This is a genomic window from Amycolatopsis sp. CA-161197, assembly GCF_050942255.1.
GTDB lineage: Bacteria > Actinomycetota > Actinomycetes > Mycobacteriales > Pseudonocardiaceae > Amycolatopsis.
The window spans coordinates 10,144,183-10,158,848 of record NZ_CP192059.1; the positions used below are offsets into that span (position 1 = coordinate 10,144,183).

The following is a 14,666-nucleotide window of genomic DNA, read 5'->3' on the forward strand; positions in this document are numbered from 1 at the left end:
TCAGCCCGGTGGCGCGTGCCTGACAACGCCGTGAACTGCACAGAAAGGACACATGAGAGTTACGCAGTGTCAGGCTTTGGTGGCCTCCACCAACCGGCTCACGGCCATCGCGATCCGGCCGCGGAGGTCAGGGTCGGTGATCACGCCACCGGACGCGGTGTGGCGCGGGATCGGGATGCGCGCACAGGCGTCTTCGATGATGCGCGCGCCGGCGTAGGTGAGGACTTTGCGCAGGGACTCGTGGGCGTCCGCGCCGCCGGTCGGGGCCGCCACGGACGACGCGTTGATCCACGACACGGGCTTGCCGTAGATCTCGCCGCCGCCGACGGTCCAGTCCAGCAGGTTCTTGAACGACCCCGGCAGGCCGCCCGCGTACTCCGGCGTGCAGATCAGCACGCCGTCGGCCGCCCCGACCTCCGCGCGCAACGCCACCACGGCCGGGTGCAGGGGATCTTGGTCGTCGTCGGGGTTGAAGTGCGGAAGGTCGCCGAGGCCCGCGTAGACCTTGGACTCGGTGAACCCCGCAGCGGTCCCGATCACCGCCGCGTTCACCGAACCGCCCCGCAGACTGCCACAGATGAGCAGGATCACGGGCGCCAGTCTGCCAGTGAAAGTCGAGTCGGCCGCCTGTTTTCTGCCTCACTCATGAAGTGATCACACCGCGGACAAGCCCTCGCCCTTCCGGCGGGGCCTCCCCGTCCCAGCTTATCGACGCCGGCGCCCGAAAAACGGCGCGTACAGGACCTGTGGACAAGTGCGGCTCGGGTGGATAGGTGTGGACAAGTCTGAGGACGGAGTTGCCAGAAGTCGGGCGAACCGCGAGGAACGTCGAGTCACCACCAGGCGATCCCCGGCCCTCCCCTGCGCTCGCCCTGCCTCCGTGGCCGGACGGCGAGCGGCCGGGCTGTTGGGGCCGAGCGGTAAACCCGGCCCAGGCGGTCGCGCCGATCGCCACGAGCAAAGACGGCGTGAGGTGCTCTCCGGGAAGTACTGCGTAACAGTCAGTTGGTGTTGTCGCTTCCCGCCGGCTCCTCACTCTCGATCAGCCGGCGGGCGAAGCGATCACGACCAGACGATCTCCAACACCTTCCCCTGCGCGCGTCCCGCTTCGGCGGAGGGGCGGCGGGTCGCCGGGTCGAGGGGGTTCTGGCCGATGGCCGCGAGGGAGGCCTCGTCGGGTTCCACGACGGCAACGGCAGCACCACCGGCGCGCAGCGAGGCCACGACGTCCGCGAAGGGCTTTTCCGTGGGGAACACGTCGGCCGAGCCCAGCGGCATGACCACGAGCACCCGGCCGTAGCCCGCGGCGTAGTCGGCGTTGTCGGCGGAGCGCACACCGCCGTCGACGTAGCGGTGGCCCTCGATCGAGACCGGCGGCCAGATGCCCGGCACGGCGCAGCTGGCGGCGACGGCGTCGACCAGCGGAACGCCCGAGTCGTTGCGGAAGACGCGGGGCTCGCCGGAGGCGGCGTCGACGGCCACGATCGCCAGCTCGCGGGTGGGCCACTCGTGCGAGGGCAGCCGCGCCTCGATCACCGAGCGGCGGCGGGACTCGGGCACCGTCGAGGCCGCCAGCGCGAACTCGCCGACCGCGCGCCGGACCTCGAGCACCGAGCCGGCCGACACGGCGGCGCCGAACTGCTCGCCGAACTTCTCCAGGTCCACCTCGACCGGGATCTCCGGGGACTGGCGCGCCGGGTCGGTCTGGCGGACGTACAGCTCGCCCAGGCTCAACCCGCTGCCGATCTGCGCCGCGACGGTCGAACCCGCCGAAGTGCCGACGATCAGGTCGGCCCCGCTGACGTCACGCCCCGCGTCGGCCAGGCCCGCCAGCAGGCCCGTCATCCACGCGATTCCGGCGACCCCGCCGCCGCCCAGTACCAAAGCCTCGCTCATGGCCCCCAGTCTGCCAGCGACCACCGACAGTTTCAGGCGCCCGGCCAGTCGGCCAGCGAAAGCCCGCTGATCCGCTCGTAGGCCTCGACGTACCGCGCGCGCGTGGCGGCCACGACGTCGTCCGGCAGCGGCGGCGGCTGGGTGTTCGACGCACGGTCCCAGCCGGACGGACCGGTGAGCCAGTCGCGCACGTACTGCTTGTCGAACGACGGCTGCGCGTGGCCGGGCTCGTAGCCCTCGGCCGGCCAGTAGCGCGACGAGTCGGGCGTGAGGACCTCGTCGGCGAGAACGAGCCGGCCCTCGGCGTCGAGGCCGAACTCGAACTTCGTGTCCGCCAGTAGGATGCCGCGCTCGGCCGCGAACTCGGCGCCGCGGCGGTAGATGGCGAGCGTCGCGTCGCGGACCTCGGTCGCGCGCGGAGCGCCGATCTGCGCGGCGACCGTTTCGAACGACACGTTCTCGTCGTGCTCGCCCAGCTCGGCCTTCGTGGCCGGCGTGAAGATCGGCTCGGGCAACCGCGCCGACTCGACCAGTCCGCCCGGCAGCTCGACGCCGCAGACCGAACCGCTGCGCTGGTAGTCCGAGAAACCCGACCCCGTGAGGTACCCGCGCGCGACGGCCTCCACCGGCAGCATGTCCAGGCGCCGCACGAGCAGCGCCCGGCCCAGAACCTCGGCGGGGATGCGCGGGTCGTCCCAGGCCACGAGGTGGTTCGGGATGAGGTCGGCGAGCTGGGTGAACCAGAACACGCTCATCGCCGTGAGGACGCGGCCCTTGTCGGGGATGGGCGTGTCCAGCACGAAGTCGTACGCCGAGATGCGGTCGGACGTGACCAGCAACAGGTGGTCGTCCCCCACGGCGTAGAGCTCCCGGACCTTGCCGGCGGCGATCTTCGGGTATTCGGCGAGCGTCGTCACGGCTGCACCCTAACCCGAGGCCGTCGGAACCGAGGATGATGCAGGTCATGCGCTACCGCTGGATCTCGTTCACCACCGACTACGGCCTGCGCGACGGCTTCGTCGCGGCCTGCCACGGGGTGATCGCGCGCCTGGCGCCCGACGTCCGGGTGCTCGACGTGACGCACCTCGTGCCACCGCACCAGGTGCGCCCGGGCGCGGCGGTGCTGGCGCAGACCGTGCCCTCGCTGCCCGATGCCGTGCACCTGGCCGTGGTGGACCCCGGCGTGGGGACCACCCGGCGCGGACTGGTCGTCGTCACCCCCCGAGGTCCGCTGGTCGGGCCCGACAACGGGCTGCTCCTGCCCGCCGCGGCCGCCCTCGGCGGTGTGACCGAGGCCTACGAGATCGACGTGCCCGGCCCGGCGTCGGCGACCTTCCACGGCCGCGACGTGTTCGCCCCCGCCGCCGCGCGCCTCGCGCTCGGGGCCGAACCCGCGAGCTTCGGGCCTGAGGTCGACGACCTGGTCCGGCTGCCGGAGCCGTTGATCGCCGCGTTCCCCGGGAAGCTCGTGTCGGACGTGCTGACGGTCGACCACTTCGGCAACGTCCAGCTCGCCGCCACCCCCGCCGACCTGGAGCTGACCGGGCTGGCGGGCGGCGTCACGGTCCACAGCGAACGCGTCGCGGTGTCCGCGACGATCGGGCGGACGTTCGGCGACGTGCCCCCGGGCGCGAACCTGGTTTTCACCGACTCCGCCGGCCACCTGGCGGTCGCCGTCAACGGCGGATCCGCTGCTGCCGTGCTGAATTTGGGCGCCGCCGAGGAATGCACGATCACCGCTTCCCCCACCGGCTGAGCAGAACGCCGCCTTGTCAACGCCCGCACCGAGAGGCGAGTGTGGACGAAAAATGGGGAGGCACGAATGGCGGCGTTGGTTTCCCACGGCAACAAGGTCATTTCCGCGGGGTTCTTCCGCGACGACGAGCTCGATTTCGCGACGCGCGGGGTGCTCGGCCGAGCGGTGCGCGGGGCGAGTGAGGTCGGCGAGGTGCTGGCGACGATCGCCCGCGTCGGCCGGCAAGCGGACTGGGCGCGCGAATGGGAACGGACCGCGGGCCGCGTCCAGGAAGAAGCCCTGAAGGCGCGCGAAGCCGGGCACCTGGTCAGCGCCGGCTCCCACTACCTGCGCGCGGCGACGTACTGGGCCTGCGTCGTCGACGGACTGTCCACAGGGGACGACACGGCCGCGTTGACCGAAGCGTTCCGCCACCACCGGGAATGCTGGGAAGCCGTGGTCGACTGCTCCGACGGCGCCTTCCTCCGCGTACCGGTTCCCTACGAAGGCACAGAGCTGCCCGGCTACCTCCTGCGCCCCGACGCCTCCGGCACCGCACGCCGGACGCTCGTCATCACCAACGGCAGCGACGGCGCCCTCAGCGACCTGTGGACCTCCGCCGCCGCCGGCGCGCTGGCCCGCGGCTGGAACGCGTTCCTCTACGACGGCCCCGGCCAGCAGTCGATGCTGTTCGAGAGCGAAACGTGTTTCCGCCACGACTGGGAAGCCGTGCTCACCCCGGTCGTCGACACGCTCGTCGACCGTCCGGACGTCGCCGAGCTCGCCGGCTACGGCATCAGCCAGGCCGGCTACTGGCTGCCCCGTGCGCTCGCGTTCGAGCACCGCCTGGCCGCCGCGGTGCTCGACCCGGGTGTGGTCGACGTGTCGGCGTCGTGGATGCACCCGCTGTCCAGGGGCATGCGGTCGGCGCTCGCGCACAGCGAGCGCGACGCGTTCAACCGCGACATGGGCCTCGCCGTCCGTCTGCCGGGCCTGCGCCGCACCCTGACGTTCCGAGCGCGGCCGTACTCGCACGAGGACTGGTACGACCTGTTCAAGGCCGTCGAGAAGTACCGGCTGGACGAGGAAACCGTCGCCGCCATCAGCACGCCCCTGCTCATCGCCGACCCCGACGACGAGCAGTTCTGGCCCGGTCAGTCCAGCCGGCTCGCCGAGCTGGTGCGCGGGCGCGGCGGCCGCGCCGACCTGCTGCGGTTCACCGTCGAGGAGGGCGCCAACGAGCACGTGCAGCCGATGGGCCGGTTGCTCACCGAGAACCGGATGTTCGACTGGCTCGAAGAGCTGGTGCCACCACGGCCGGCGTGAAGCTGAACACGTCACCCGGATCCCAGACCTCCTTGAGCCGCGCGAGTTCCGTGGCCGTGGCCGGTTCGTAGCAGGACGACGCGTCGACGTGGCTCGTCGGCAGGAACGTCCTCAGTGGACCGCCCGCGCTCCATTCCGAAACGGCGTCGTAGACGTGCGCCTGCGACCCGGGGGTGGTGCCGGGGTAGGCCGACGTGAACAGGTTCAGCCGCGCCGCGCGGTGCCCGACGGCGTTCGCGATCGCCGGCCGGTCGGCCAGCGCGCCGCCGAGGTGGCGCAGCTCCAGCATGAACGGCGCGTGCGGATTCACGAGCGAGGGCACGACCTCCAGCGCGTCTTCGCCGGTCAGCGCGACGCTCTCGCTGTCGACCGGCATCGGGCCCACCGGATCCGCGTGGATCGAGCCGAGGTCGGTCAGCGGCATCGTTTTCACCGTGTCGAGGAACGGGCCCGCCGTGATCAGCGGCTCGACGAACCGCCGGCCGGCGTCCGCGGCGCCGAGGTAGGCCACGCGCAGGTGGCAGCAGAACCGGCCCCGCAGCGGCTCGGGCACGCCCGGCACGTCCGGGAAGGCGAGGAACGCGAGCGACAGGCTCAGCTCCCGCGGCGCCGTCGCCAGGCTCGACCGGAACCGCTCGATGACCACCGGCGCGCGCTCGGCGGTGAAGAACAGGCCGCCGCCGTAGAGCTCGGGCAGCGGCACCAGGCGGGTTTCCAGCGCCGTGACCGCGGCGAGGTTGCCACCGCCGCCGCGCAGGGCCCAGAACAGGTCAGTGTGCTGCTCGGCGGTGACGGTGAGCTCGCGGCCGTCGGCCGTCACGACATCGAGGCGGCGCACGTGGTCGGCGGCGTACCCGTGGCGCCGGCCGAGCATCCCGAGGCCGCCGCCGAGGCTGTAGGAGACGAAGCCGACGCCGGGCGCGGACCCGACCGGTGCGGTCAGGCCGTGTGCGGCGGTGGCGGCGAGCACGTCGCCCGCGGTGGCGCCGGCCGAAACGCGCGCGACCTGCCGGCGCGGATCGACCTCGACGCGGTTCAGGCTCCGCGTGGTGACGAGCAGGCCGCCGCCCATCGAGCGGTGCGCGCCGTGGCCGGTCGCCTGCACGTCGACGGCCAGCCCGTGCTCCGCGGCGAAGCGCACGCCCGCGACCACGTCGGACTCGGCCCCGGCCGCCACCACCACCTCGGGCCGGTGGTCGAGCGCGCGGTCGAACCCGACCCGTTCCCGGTCGTATCCCACGTCGCCCGGAAAATAGACGCCGCCCTTGACCCGCGCGGTGAGCTCCCCGGCTCCACCCATCTCGGCTTCCTCGCTCTCGCCTCGAGCGTGAATGCGATGAAGTGCGGGGCCGAGACTACGCTCCGGAATTCTCCGGTCAAGTCACCGAATTTCGTGATACGGGCGAACGATTCGGGGAAATTGCCGAGAGCGCTCAGAGCACCTGCGAAAGGAACTGCTGCAACCGCGGGCTGCGCGGGTTGTCGAAGATCTGGTCCGGGCTGCCCTGCTCCACGATCCGGCCCGCGTCCATGAACGCCACCTCGTCGGCGACGCTGCGAGCGAAGCCCATTTCGTGCGTGACCACGATCAACGTGAGGCCCCGCTCGGCCAGGCCCGCCATGAGGTTCAGCACGCCTTTGACCAGCTCGGGGTCCAGCGCGGAGGTGGCCTCGTCGAACAGCATCACCTCGGGGTCCATCGCCAGCGCCCGCGCGATGGCCACGCGCTGCTGCTGCCCGCCGGAGAGCGCCGACGGCCGGTACGGGGCCTTGTCCTCCAGGCCGACCTCGGCCAGCCGCGCGTGCGCGATCGCCGTCGCGTCCTCTTTGGACAGTCTCTTCACGCTCCGCAGCGGCAGCACGATGTTGTCCAGCACGCTGCGGTGACCGAACAGGTTGAAGTGCTGGAACACCATGCCCACGCGCTGGCGCAGCACGTCCGGGTTCGAGTGGATCACGCTGGTGCCGTCGAGCAGCAGGTCGCCGCTGTCGGGTTCCTGCAGGCGGTTGACGCAGCGCAGCAACGTGGACTTGCCCGAGCCCGAAGGCCCGATGACACACGTGGTGCGGCCGCTGGGCACGCTCAGGTCCACGCCGCGCAGGACTTCGAGCGTGCCGAAGCTGACGTGGATGTCGCGCAGCTCCACACTGGACGAACGCACGGCGGTGGTCACAGGCTCACCCTCTCGGTGTTCACGAGCGACAGGTTGCTGCCGCCGTCGTCGCCGGGGTCGGCGCGGACCTTGCGGCCGGTCTGCAGGCGCTTGTCGATGTAGTTCACCAGGTGCGTGAGCGGCACGGTGATCACGAGGTACACCGCGCCGGCGGCCACCAGCGGCGACAGGTTGCCCGTGTTGGCCGCCAGGTCCTGGCCGATGCGGAACAGCTCGCGCTGCGAGGTGAGGAACCCGAGGAAGTACACCAGCGTCGAGTCCTTCACCAGCGCGATGAACTGGTTCACCAGCGCGGGCAGCACGCGGCGCACGCCCTGCGGGATCACCACCAGCAGCATCGCCTTGGTGTAGGTCATGCCCAGCGCGCGGCTGGCCTCCAGCTGTCCTTTTTCGACACTCTGGATGCCCGCGCGGAAGATCTCGCCGATGTAGGCCGCGGCGATCAGGCTCAGCGCCGTGATGCCCAGCGGGTACGGGTTGTGGCCGACGATCGGCCGCGCGAGCGTGCCGAGACCCTGGCCGATCACGAGGATCGTCAGGATCGCGGGCAGACCGCGGAAGATGTCGGTGTACACCCGCGCGGGCCAGCGCAGCCAGATCTTCTTGGACAGTCCCATCACGGCCAGCACCATGCCGAGCACGGTGCCGATGACCGCCGACACCCCGGCGAGGATCAGCGTGTTGACCAGGCCCGTCTTGAGCAGGTCGGGGAAGACCTGCCAGATGTAGTCCCAGTTGAGGAACGTGTCGAGAAACTGATCCATAACGCGCTACTGCCCCGTGGCGAAATCGGTGGGCACGGGCTCGTTCGGCTCGAACTGCTGGTGCACCTTCTTCCAGGTGCCGTCGGCGACGACCTTCTTGATGCCGTCGTTGAGCTTGTTCAGCAGGTCGGTGTTGCCCTTCTTCACGGCGTACCCGTGCGGGATCGTCGTGGTGATCGTCTTGGTGACCTTGAGGCCCGGGTTCTTCGCCGAGTAGTCCTCCGCCGAGGCCGCGTCGAACACCGCGCCGTCGATCGCCGACGACTTCAGCGCGCTCAGCGCCGCCGCGTCGTTCGGGAAGCGCACGGCCTGGGCCTTGGGTGCGTTGGCCGCGAGCCAGGTGTCGGAGACGGTGCCCTGCACCACGCCGATCCGCTTGCCCGCCAAGGAGCTCTCGTCGGTGATGCCCGCCGTCTCCTTGGCCTCGATGCCGAGCGACTGGTAGTTGTACGGATCGGAGAACGCCACGGTCTGCTTGCGCGCGTCGGTCTGCGCGATGCCCGCGCTGCCGATGTCGAACGTCCCGTTGGCGACCTGGCCCAGCAGCGCGGAGAAGTCGACCGCGACGAACTCGACCTTCAGGTTCTCCTTGGCCGCGATGTCCTTCAACAGCTCGTTGTCGAACCCGGTGAACTGGCCGTTCTCCTGGTAGGCGTTGGGTCGCGAGTCGCTCAGCGTGCCGACGCGCAGGGTGTCACCGTCGCTGCCGCTGCCCCCTCCGCACGCGGTGAGCGTGGCGAGCAGGGCCGCCGCCGTGACGGCTGTGACCAATGTCTTCTTCATGTCACTCCTCAGCTTCCCGGCCGGAACCGTCGATGCAGGATAAGACAGTCACGCGTTCTTCACCGGCAGACCGGGACCGCCCTTGGCCAGCTCCGGGGCCACGGGCGCCTGCTTGAAGAACTGGGCGTGCAGGCGGGCGACGGTGCCGTCCGCGACGGCCTTGGCGAGGCCGTCGTTGAGCTTGTTCAGCAGGTCCGGATTGGACTTCGCGACCGCGTAGGCCGAGGGCGTGTCCTTGTCCAGCACGGTGTAGCCGAACTCCAGCGGCACGGTCGGGTTCTGGTCGAGGTACTTCTGGCCGATGTCCTTGGGCACCACCCAGCCGTCGAGGCCGCCGTCGCGCAGCTGCGCGAAACCCGCGTTGTAGTCGGGGAAGCGCACGACCTCGGCGCCCGCGAGCTTGCCCGCGAACTCGTCCTGCACCGATCCCTGCACCACGCCGAGGCGCTTGCCCGCGAACGCGCTCGCGTCGGCCAGGTTCGCGCCCTTCTTGCTCACGACGGTGGTGTAGCTGGTGTCGTAGCCGTTGGAGAAAGCGACGGTCTTCTTGCGCGCGGTGGTGGCCGAAATCGTGGAACTGCCGATGTCGAGCTGGCCGCCCGCGACCTTGGCGAGCAGGCCGGAGAACTCGGTGCCGACGAACTCGACCTGGAACCCTTCGCGCTTGGCGATGTCGCGCAGCAGCTCGTTGTCGTAGCCGGTGAACTGGCCGTTTTCGAGGTAGATGCTCGGCGGCGCGTCCGTGAGGGTGCCGACGCGCAGCGTCTGACCCGACGCGTCCGACGAGCCGCACGCGGTGAGCGTGACGGCAGAGGCGACTACGACGGCGAGGGTGCTGAGGAGCTTGCGCATGACTTCTTCCTGGCTCACGGACATGAAAACCGCCAGGCCGCGGGGTGCGGCCTGGCGCTTCCGGGTTCAGCGTCCGAGATTAGGGATTTCGCCCGATCGGGTAACTTCGTCTCAGTACGTGGACTTCGTGCCCGCGGTCACAGGAATTCGCGCCGGCGCTGGTCGAGCCGGAACCGGTTTCCCGGTGAACGGGACTCGCGGGCTTCGCGGGCGCTCGCGAATGAGGTAGCTCACGGCATCGGGCCGGTCTCCGCGCACTGCGCTTTTCCGCCGCCGAAGGTGGTTCGCAGCCACGACAGGTACAACGCGTTCGCCGCCGGTGCGGCGAGCTCCTCCTGGATCGCGTGCCCGCTGCCGGTGACCAGGTGCGTGGCGAGGCACGCGTTCGGCAGGAGCTTCTTCTCGTAGCTCTGGAACGTGGGCGCTCCTGCGCACTGCGGCGTCGGCGACGGCGGCGCGCCCACCGGATTGCCCTCGCAGTAGTGGCGGTCGAACTGGCCGACAGCGACCAGCGCCGGCACCGTGATCCGGGCCGCCTGCGCGGCCGCGGCGGCGCCCTGCGGCCGCGACGACAGCTCGGTGTCGGACAGGATTCCCTGGTGGGCGCCGATCACCGGTAGCGCTTTCGGGTCGGTGCCCGGGCCGTGGACGAGGCCGATCTGCTCGACCTTGTCCGGCAGCACCGTCACGTACCCGTCGTCCAGGCCTTGCCACCGGGTCCCGACGGTCCGCGCCGGCACCTGGTAGAGCTTGTCGAGCTGCAGGGTTTCCGGGGTCACGGCGGCGCCGTACCCGGTGAGGATCAGGGCGTCGAGCACTCCGGCGTGCTTGGCCGCGACGCCGGCCAGCGTGCCGGAGCCCAGCGAGTGGCCGATGCCGACAACGGTGTGCCAGGTCGTGCCGAACACCTGGGCGTCGCTGCGCAAGGCCGTCGCCACCTGGTCCGCAGTGGACACTTGCGCGTCGTAGGTCACCGCTTTGCTCGACGCCGGCACGGTCGAGCGGCCGGTGCCGAGCCGGTCGAGCGCGTAGGTGGCGTAGCCCTCGGCCAGGGCTGCGCGCACGAGGCTGTTCGAGCGCAGCTCGGGCAGGTCCCAGTAGTCGGCGTTCTCGCCGCCCCCGGCGACGAGCAGCAGCACGGTGCCGTTGCCGCTCGGGGGCGTGCACAGATCACCGGTGAGCTGGCCCGGCGCGGCCACGCCGGGCACCGAGACCGGGGTCTTCACCACCCGGCACGCCGGCGCCGGAGCTTGGGCGGGAGCGGCCGGCGGGCCGCTCGAACACGCGGCCGCCAGCACGGCGGTGAGCAGGAGAACCAGGCCACGGCGGGCGAGGGGCATCGTCGACTCTCTTCTGTCGCCAGTGCCCCGAGGCTAGGAAGCAGCCTCGCTCCGGAGTAGCCGGATTTTCCGTCGGGTCCCGTCAGTTCCGCTTACAGGATCGGTCCCGGCGCGTACTGCGCCGCCTCGGGGAAGCGCTCCAGCACGGTCTCCACGCGCTGGGCCACCTCCTCGACCTGCGCCGGCGCCACGCCCGTGAACGAGATCCGGTCGGCGAGGAGTTTGTCGAGGTCACCGCGGTCGAGCGGCAGCCGGTCGTCGGCCGCCAACCGGTCGAGCAGGTCGTTCTCGGCACCGCGCTCGCGCATGGTCAGGGCCACGCCGACGGCGTTCTCCTTGATCGCCTCGTGGGCCGTCTCCCGCCCGACGCCGCCGCGCACGGCCGCCATCAGCACCTTCGTGGTGGCGAGGAACGGCAGGTAGCGATCCAGCTCACGCTCGACCACGGCCGGGAAGGCGCCGAACTCGGACAGCACCGTGAGGAAGGTCTCCAGCAGGCCGTCGAGCGCGAAGAACGCGTCGGGCAGCGCGACGCGACGCACGACCGAATCGGACACGTCGCCTTCGTTCCACTGGTCGCCCGCGAGCTCGCCGATCATCGACAGGTGCCCGCGCAGCACGACCGCGAGGCCGTTGACCCGCTCGCACGAGCGCGTGTTCATCTTGTGCGGCATGGCCGACGAGCCGACCTGGCCCGGCTTGAAGCCCTCGGTCACGAGCTCGTGGCCGGCCATCAGGCGGATCGTCTTGGCGAGGCTCGACGGCGCCGCGGCCAGCTGCACCAGCGTGGACAGCACGTCGAAGTCGAGCGAACGCGGGTAGACCTGCCCGACGCTCACGAAGTGGTTGCGGAACCCCAGGTGCTCGGCGATCTTGGATTCCAGGAGGTCCAAAGTGGACTCATCGCCCAGCAGGTCGAGCATGTCCTGCGCCGTGCCGACCGGGCCCTTGATGCCGCGCAGCGGGTAGCGCTCGATGAGGTTGTCCAGGCGGGAGAACGCGACCAGCAGCTCGTCGGCCGCGGTCGCGAAGCGCTTGCCCAGCGTGGTGGCCTGCGCGGCGACGTTGTGCGAGCGCCCGGCCATCACGAGGTCGGAGTGCTCCACGGCCAGCGCGGCCAGGCGCGCGAGCACCGCGGCGACACGGCTGCGCATGAGCTCCAGCGACCGCAGCTGCTGCAGCTGCTCCACGTTCTCCGTGAGGTCGCGCGAGGTCATGCCCTTGTGCACGTGCTCGTGGCCGGCGAGGGCGTTGAACTCCTCGATGCGGGCCTTCACGTCGTGGCGCGTCACGCGCTCGCGCTCGGCGATCGACTCGAGGTTCACGTCGTCGATCACGCGCTCGTAGTCCGCGAGCACGCCTTCGGGCACCTCGACGCCCAGTTCGTTCTGCGCGCGGAGCACGGCGAGCCACAGCTGCCGCTCCAGCACCACCTTCTGCTCGGGCGACCAGAGCCGCACCAGCTCGGGCGAGGCGTAGCGGGCAGCGAGCACGTTGGGAATCCGGGGCTTGTCCGTCACGCGGCCACGATACCCGCGCAGGTCAGACGTGGGCGGGGCCGGTGGGATCACAGTGACTCCCACCGGTTCGGCCTCGCGAAGGCCTCGGCACCCCGTGCACCGAGCCGGCGGAGAGCCTGACACACCCGACCGCGGGTGCGCGAGGGATTTATCGGAGGCACTCACGGTGACGAACGGGCACGAACCACGTCGCGCGCGCCCGGCTGGAACGCCTGAGCCGTCAGCCCGAGACGGTTCCGGTCACGGTCAGCGACGTCGTCTCACCGGGAGCGAGCGTGGTCAGCGGGCCGAGCGCCTCCAGCTCCACGATGCGCGCCGGCGGGTCGAGGTCGCCCAGGTCGGCGAGGGGTTCCGGCAGCGGGTGTTCCAGCCAGATCTCCAGCGGCGACCCGGCGTCGGGGTACTCCGCGGCCGGGTCGACGTCGAAGGACAGCGTGAGCGTGGTCTCGCCGATGGTGCACGAGACCCAGCCCGCGGTGTCCGGCACGCCGAGCTTGCCGACGACGTCCTGCGCCGGCACCACGAGCGTGCCACCGTCCACTGTGTACTTCGGGTTTCCGGTGCCCGCCACGAGCTCCACGACGGCCGGGGTGCGCACGCCGGTCAGGCCCGCCGTGACGGTGCCGCCGCCGGGGAGCTGGGTGACGTTCCACAGGGCCCAGCGCACCGGCGCCTCGGAGCAGTTCGCCGCGGTGAGCCGCAGGGTGTACGAAGCGCCCGAGCCCAGCGTCAGCTCGCGCGTGAACCGCAGGCCCGTGCGGGGTTCGACGCCGCTGGTCAGGGTGACCGAGCACCCGGTGAGGCCGGAGACGGAGTACGGGCCCGAGTCCAGCACGGGGTCCGGCGGCCCCGCCCACTGGCCGGGCCCGTCCCAGCCCTGCGGTGCGGGCCAGGTCTTGTCTCCGCCGTAGTTGACCCAGTCGCCCATCCGGCCGGAGTTCGGGGCCAGGACGTGACCGTCGAGCGGCTGCAGGTCGGGACTCAGCAACGCCGGGTTGCGCCACAGCAGGTCGACGTCTCCGTGCGCCAGCGACAACAGCCGCCCGCCCAGCGCCGGGACGACGCCGAGCCGCAGCACACCGTTGTCGAGCCACACGACGTCGGTCACCATTCGGCGAGCCCGCCGTCGTCCAGGCGCCACACCGGCGAACGCCAGTGGTGGCCGACCTCGTCGGCGCGGCGCACGGCTTCCTCGTCGACCTCGATGCCGAGGCCCGGGGCGGTCGGCCGCGCGGCGTAGCCGTCGGTGAAGCGGAACAGCGCGGAGTCCGTGAGGTAGCTCAGCGCCTCGGTGCCCTGGTGGTAGTGCATGCCGAGACTTTGTTCCTGGATCAGGAAGTTCGGCGTCGCGAAGGCCACCTGCATCGACGCCGCCAGCGAGATCGGGCCGAGCGGGCAGTGCGGGGCCATGCTCGCGCCGTAGACCTCGGCCAGCGCGGCGATGCGCCGCAGCTCCGAAATGCCGCCGGCGTGCGACGGGTCGGGCTGCACCACGGCGACGCCCGCGTCGAGCACCGGCTTGAACTCCCAGCGCGAGTACAGCCGTTCGCCGACCGCGATCGGCACCGTCGACGCGGAGACGACCGACGCCAGCGCGCCTCCCTGCGTCTCCGGCAGCACCGGCTCCTCGACGAACATCGGCTGGACCTCTTCGAGCATCTTCACCAGCCGCCGCGCCATCGCGGGCGAGACGCGGCCGTGGAAGTCGATGGCGAGGTCGCGCTCCGGGCCCAGCGCCTCACGCGCCTCACGCGCCCGGGCCAGCGCGGCGTTGGCTTCGGCGGGTGACGCGATGGGCGCGAGCGGTCCCGCCACGTTCATCTTCACCGCCGTGAAACCGGCCTCCACCTGCGCGGACACGGCGTCGAAAATGCCCGAAGGACGATCGCCGCCCACCCACGAATACACGCGCACGCGGTCGCGCACGGGCCCGCCGAGCAGCTCGTGCACGGGCACCCCGTGCACCTTTCCGGCGATGTCCCACAGCGCGTGGTCGAAGCCCGCGAGCGCGCTGGAGAGCACGGGCCCGCCGCGGTAGAACCCGCCGCGGCGCAACGTCTGCCAGTGGTCCTCGATGCGCAGCGGGTCCTGGCCGACGAGCAGCTCGGCCATCTCGTGCACCGCCGCGCGCACCGTCTCGGCGCGGCCCTCGACCACGGGCTCGCCCCAGCCGGAGATGCCCTCGTCGGTGTTCACCTTCAGGAACAACCAACGTGGTGCGACGAGGAACGTCTCGATACCGGTGATCTTCACCTGACCCCCACTTCCTAAGAGAC

14 protein-coding genes are annotated in these 14,666 nt (G+C 71.1%); 2 read left to right on the plus strand and 12 right to left on the minus strand.

What is annotated here, in order from left to right:
* Window positions 1-69: 69 nt before the first annotated feature.
* The 3 genes from ACQPXB_RS48060 to ACQPXB_RS48070 form a co-directional block, all read right to left on the minus strand.
* Window positions 70-540, minus strand: a complete 471-nt coding sequence (locus ACQPXB_RS48060; protein WP_386944848.1) for an NADPH-dependent FMN reductase — start codon at window positions 538-540, stop codon at window positions 70-72.
* A gap of 522 nt (window positions 541-1,062) precedes the next feature.
* Window positions 1,063-1,896, minus strand: a complete 834-nt coding sequence (locus ACQPXB_RS48065) for a patatin-like phospholipase family protein (RefSeq protein ID WP_366580399.1) — start codon at window positions 1,894-1,896, stop codon at window positions 1,063-1,065.
* Between the two features lie 32 nt (window positions 1,897-1,928).
* Entirely contained in the window at window positions 1,929-2,813 is an 885-nt protein-coding gene (locus ACQPXB_RS48070) for a phosphoribosylaminoimidazolesuccinocarboxamide synthase (RefSeq protein WP_366580397.1), read from the minus strand.
* Window positions 2,814-2,860: 47 nt separating this feature from the next.
* Here ACQPXB_RS48070 and ACQPXB_RS48075 point away from each other — a divergent pair, with 47 nt between their 5' ends.
* Both ACQPXB_RS48075 and ACQPXB_RS48080 read left to right on the plus strand, forming a co-directional pair.
* On the plus strand, window positions 2,861-3,652 hold the full coding sequence (locus ACQPXB_RS48075) for an SAM hydrolase/SAM-dependent halogenase family protein (protein ID WP_432848737.1): 792 nt from the start codon (window positions 2,861-2,863) through the stop codon (window positions 3,650-3,652).
* Between the two features lie 66 nt (window positions 3,653-3,718).
* On the plus strand, window positions 3,719-4,957 hold the full coding sequence (locus ACQPXB_RS48080; RefSeq protein ID WP_432848739.1) for an alpha/beta hydrolase family protein: 1,239 nt from the start codon (window positions 3,719-3,721) through the stop codon (window positions 4,955-4,957).
* Here ACQPXB_RS48080 and ACQPXB_RS48085 read toward each other — a convergent pair.
* The 9 genes from ACQPXB_RS48085 to dgoD form a co-directional block, all read right to left on the minus strand.
* Entirely contained in the window at window positions 4,899-6,257 is a 1,359-nt protein-coding gene (locus tag ACQPXB_RS48085; protein WP_432848741.1) for an FAD-binding oxidoreductase, read from the minus strand. The two genes, ACQPXB_RS48080 and ACQPXB_RS48085, sit on opposite strands and share 59 nt — an antisense overlap.
* A gap of 133 nt (window positions 6,258-6,390) precedes the next feature.
* Window positions 6,391-7,131, minus strand: a complete 741-nt coding sequence (locus ACQPXB_RS48090; RefSeq protein WP_386944295.1) for an amino acid ABC transporter ATP-binding protein — start codon at window positions 7,129-7,131, stop codon at window positions 6,391-6,393.
* Window positions 7,128-7,895, minus strand: coding sequence for an amino acid ABC transporter permease (locus ACQPXB_RS48095; protein WP_366580388.1), 768 nt, complete (start codon window positions 7,893-7,895; stop codon window positions 7,128-7,130). Before ACQPXB_RS48095 ends, ACQPXB_RS48090 begins: the two co-directional genes overlap by 4 nt.
* Before the next feature lie 6 nt (window positions 7,896-7,901).
* The gene (locus ACQPXB_RS48100; RefSeq protein WP_432848744.1) at window positions 7,902-8,678 is read right to left on the minus strand and encodes an ABC transporter substrate-binding protein; all 777 of its coding nucleotides are present in this window, start codon (window positions 8,676-8,678) and stop codon (window positions 7,902-7,904) included.
* 48 nt (window positions 8,679-8,726) lie between these two features.
* Window positions 8,727-9,530 (minus strand): substrate-binding periplasmic protein, encoded by an 804-nt coding sequence (locus ACQPXB_RS48105; RefSeq protein WP_366580385.1) that lies wholly within the window; start codon window positions 9,528-9,530, stop codon window positions 8,727-8,729.
* Window positions 9,531-9,760: 230 nt separating this feature from the next.
* Window positions 9,761-10,870: an alpha/beta hydrolase gene (locus ACQPXB_RS48110; RefSeq protein WP_432848746.1), complete on the minus strand. Its 1,110-nt coding sequence runs from the start codon at window positions 10,868-10,870 to the stop codon at window positions 9,761-9,763.
* 92 nt (window positions 10,871-10,962) lie between these two features.
* Window positions 10,963-12,390, minus strand: a complete 1,428-nt coding sequence (gene purB, locus ACQPXB_RS48115; RefSeq protein ID WP_432848748.1) for an adenylosuccinate lyase — start codon at window positions 12,388-12,390, stop codon at window positions 10,963-10,965.
* A gap of 220 nt (window positions 12,391-12,610) precedes the next feature.
* The gene (locus ACQPXB_RS48120; protein WP_366580379.1) at window positions 12,611-13,501 is read right to left on the minus strand and encodes a DUF4380 domain-containing protein; all 891 of its coding nucleotides are present in this window, start codon (window positions 13,499-13,501) and stop codon (window positions 12,611-12,613) included.
* On the minus strand, window positions 13,495-14,643 hold the full coding sequence (gene dgoD / locus ACQPXB_RS48125; protein WP_366580377.1) for a galactonate dehydratase: 1,149 nt from the start codon (window positions 14,641-14,643) through the stop codon (window positions 13,495-13,497). The genes ACQPXB_RS48120 and dgoD overlap by 7 nt, the downstream gene beginning before the upstream one ends.
* Between the last annotated feature and the right edge of the window lie 23 nt (window positions 14,644-14,666).

What these genes read in the sequence shown, in the direction of transcription:
- ACQPXB_RS48105 (WP_366580385.1), bottom strand. Translation starts at nt 9,530, where the DNA reads ATGCGCAAGCTCCTCAGCACCCTCGCCGTCGTAGTCGCCTCTGCCGTC.
- ACQPXB_RS48110 (WP_432848746.1), bottom strand. Translation starts at nt 10,870, where the DNA reads ATGCCCCTCGCCCGCCGTGGCCTGGTTCTCCTGCTCACCGCCGTGCTG.
- ACQPXB_RS48080 (WP_432848739.1), top strand. Translation starts at nt 3,719, where the DNA reads ATGGCGGCGTTGGTTTCCCACGGCAACAAGGTCATTTCCGCGGGGTTC.
- ACQPXB_RS48085 (WP_432848741.1), bottom strand. Translation starts at nt 6,257, where the DNA reads ATGGGTGGAGCCGGGGAGCTCACCGCGCGGGTCAAGGGCGGCGTCTAT.
- ACQPXB_RS48065 (WP_366580399.1), bottom strand. Translation starts at nt 1,896, where the DNA reads ATGAGCGAGGCTTTGGTACTGGGCGGCGGCGGGGTCGCCGGAATCGCG.
- ACQPXB_RS48095 (WP_366580388.1), bottom strand. Translation starts at nt 7,895, where the DNA reads ATGGATCAGTTTCTCGACACGTTCCTCAACTGGGACTACATCTGGCAG.
- ACQPXB_RS48120 (WP_366580379.1), bottom strand. Translation starts at nt 13,501, where the DNA reads ATGGTGACCGACGTCGTGTGGCTCGACAACGGTGTGCTGCGGCTCGGC.
- ACQPXB_RS48075 (WP_432848737.1), top strand. Translation starts at nt 2,861, where the DNA reads ATGCGCTACCGCTGGATCTCGTTCACCACCGACTACGGCCTGCGCGAC.
- ACQPXB_RS48100 (WP_432848744.1), bottom strand. Translation starts at nt 8,678, where the DNA reads ATGAAGAAGACATTGGTCACAGCCGTCACGGCGGCGGCCCTGCTCGCC.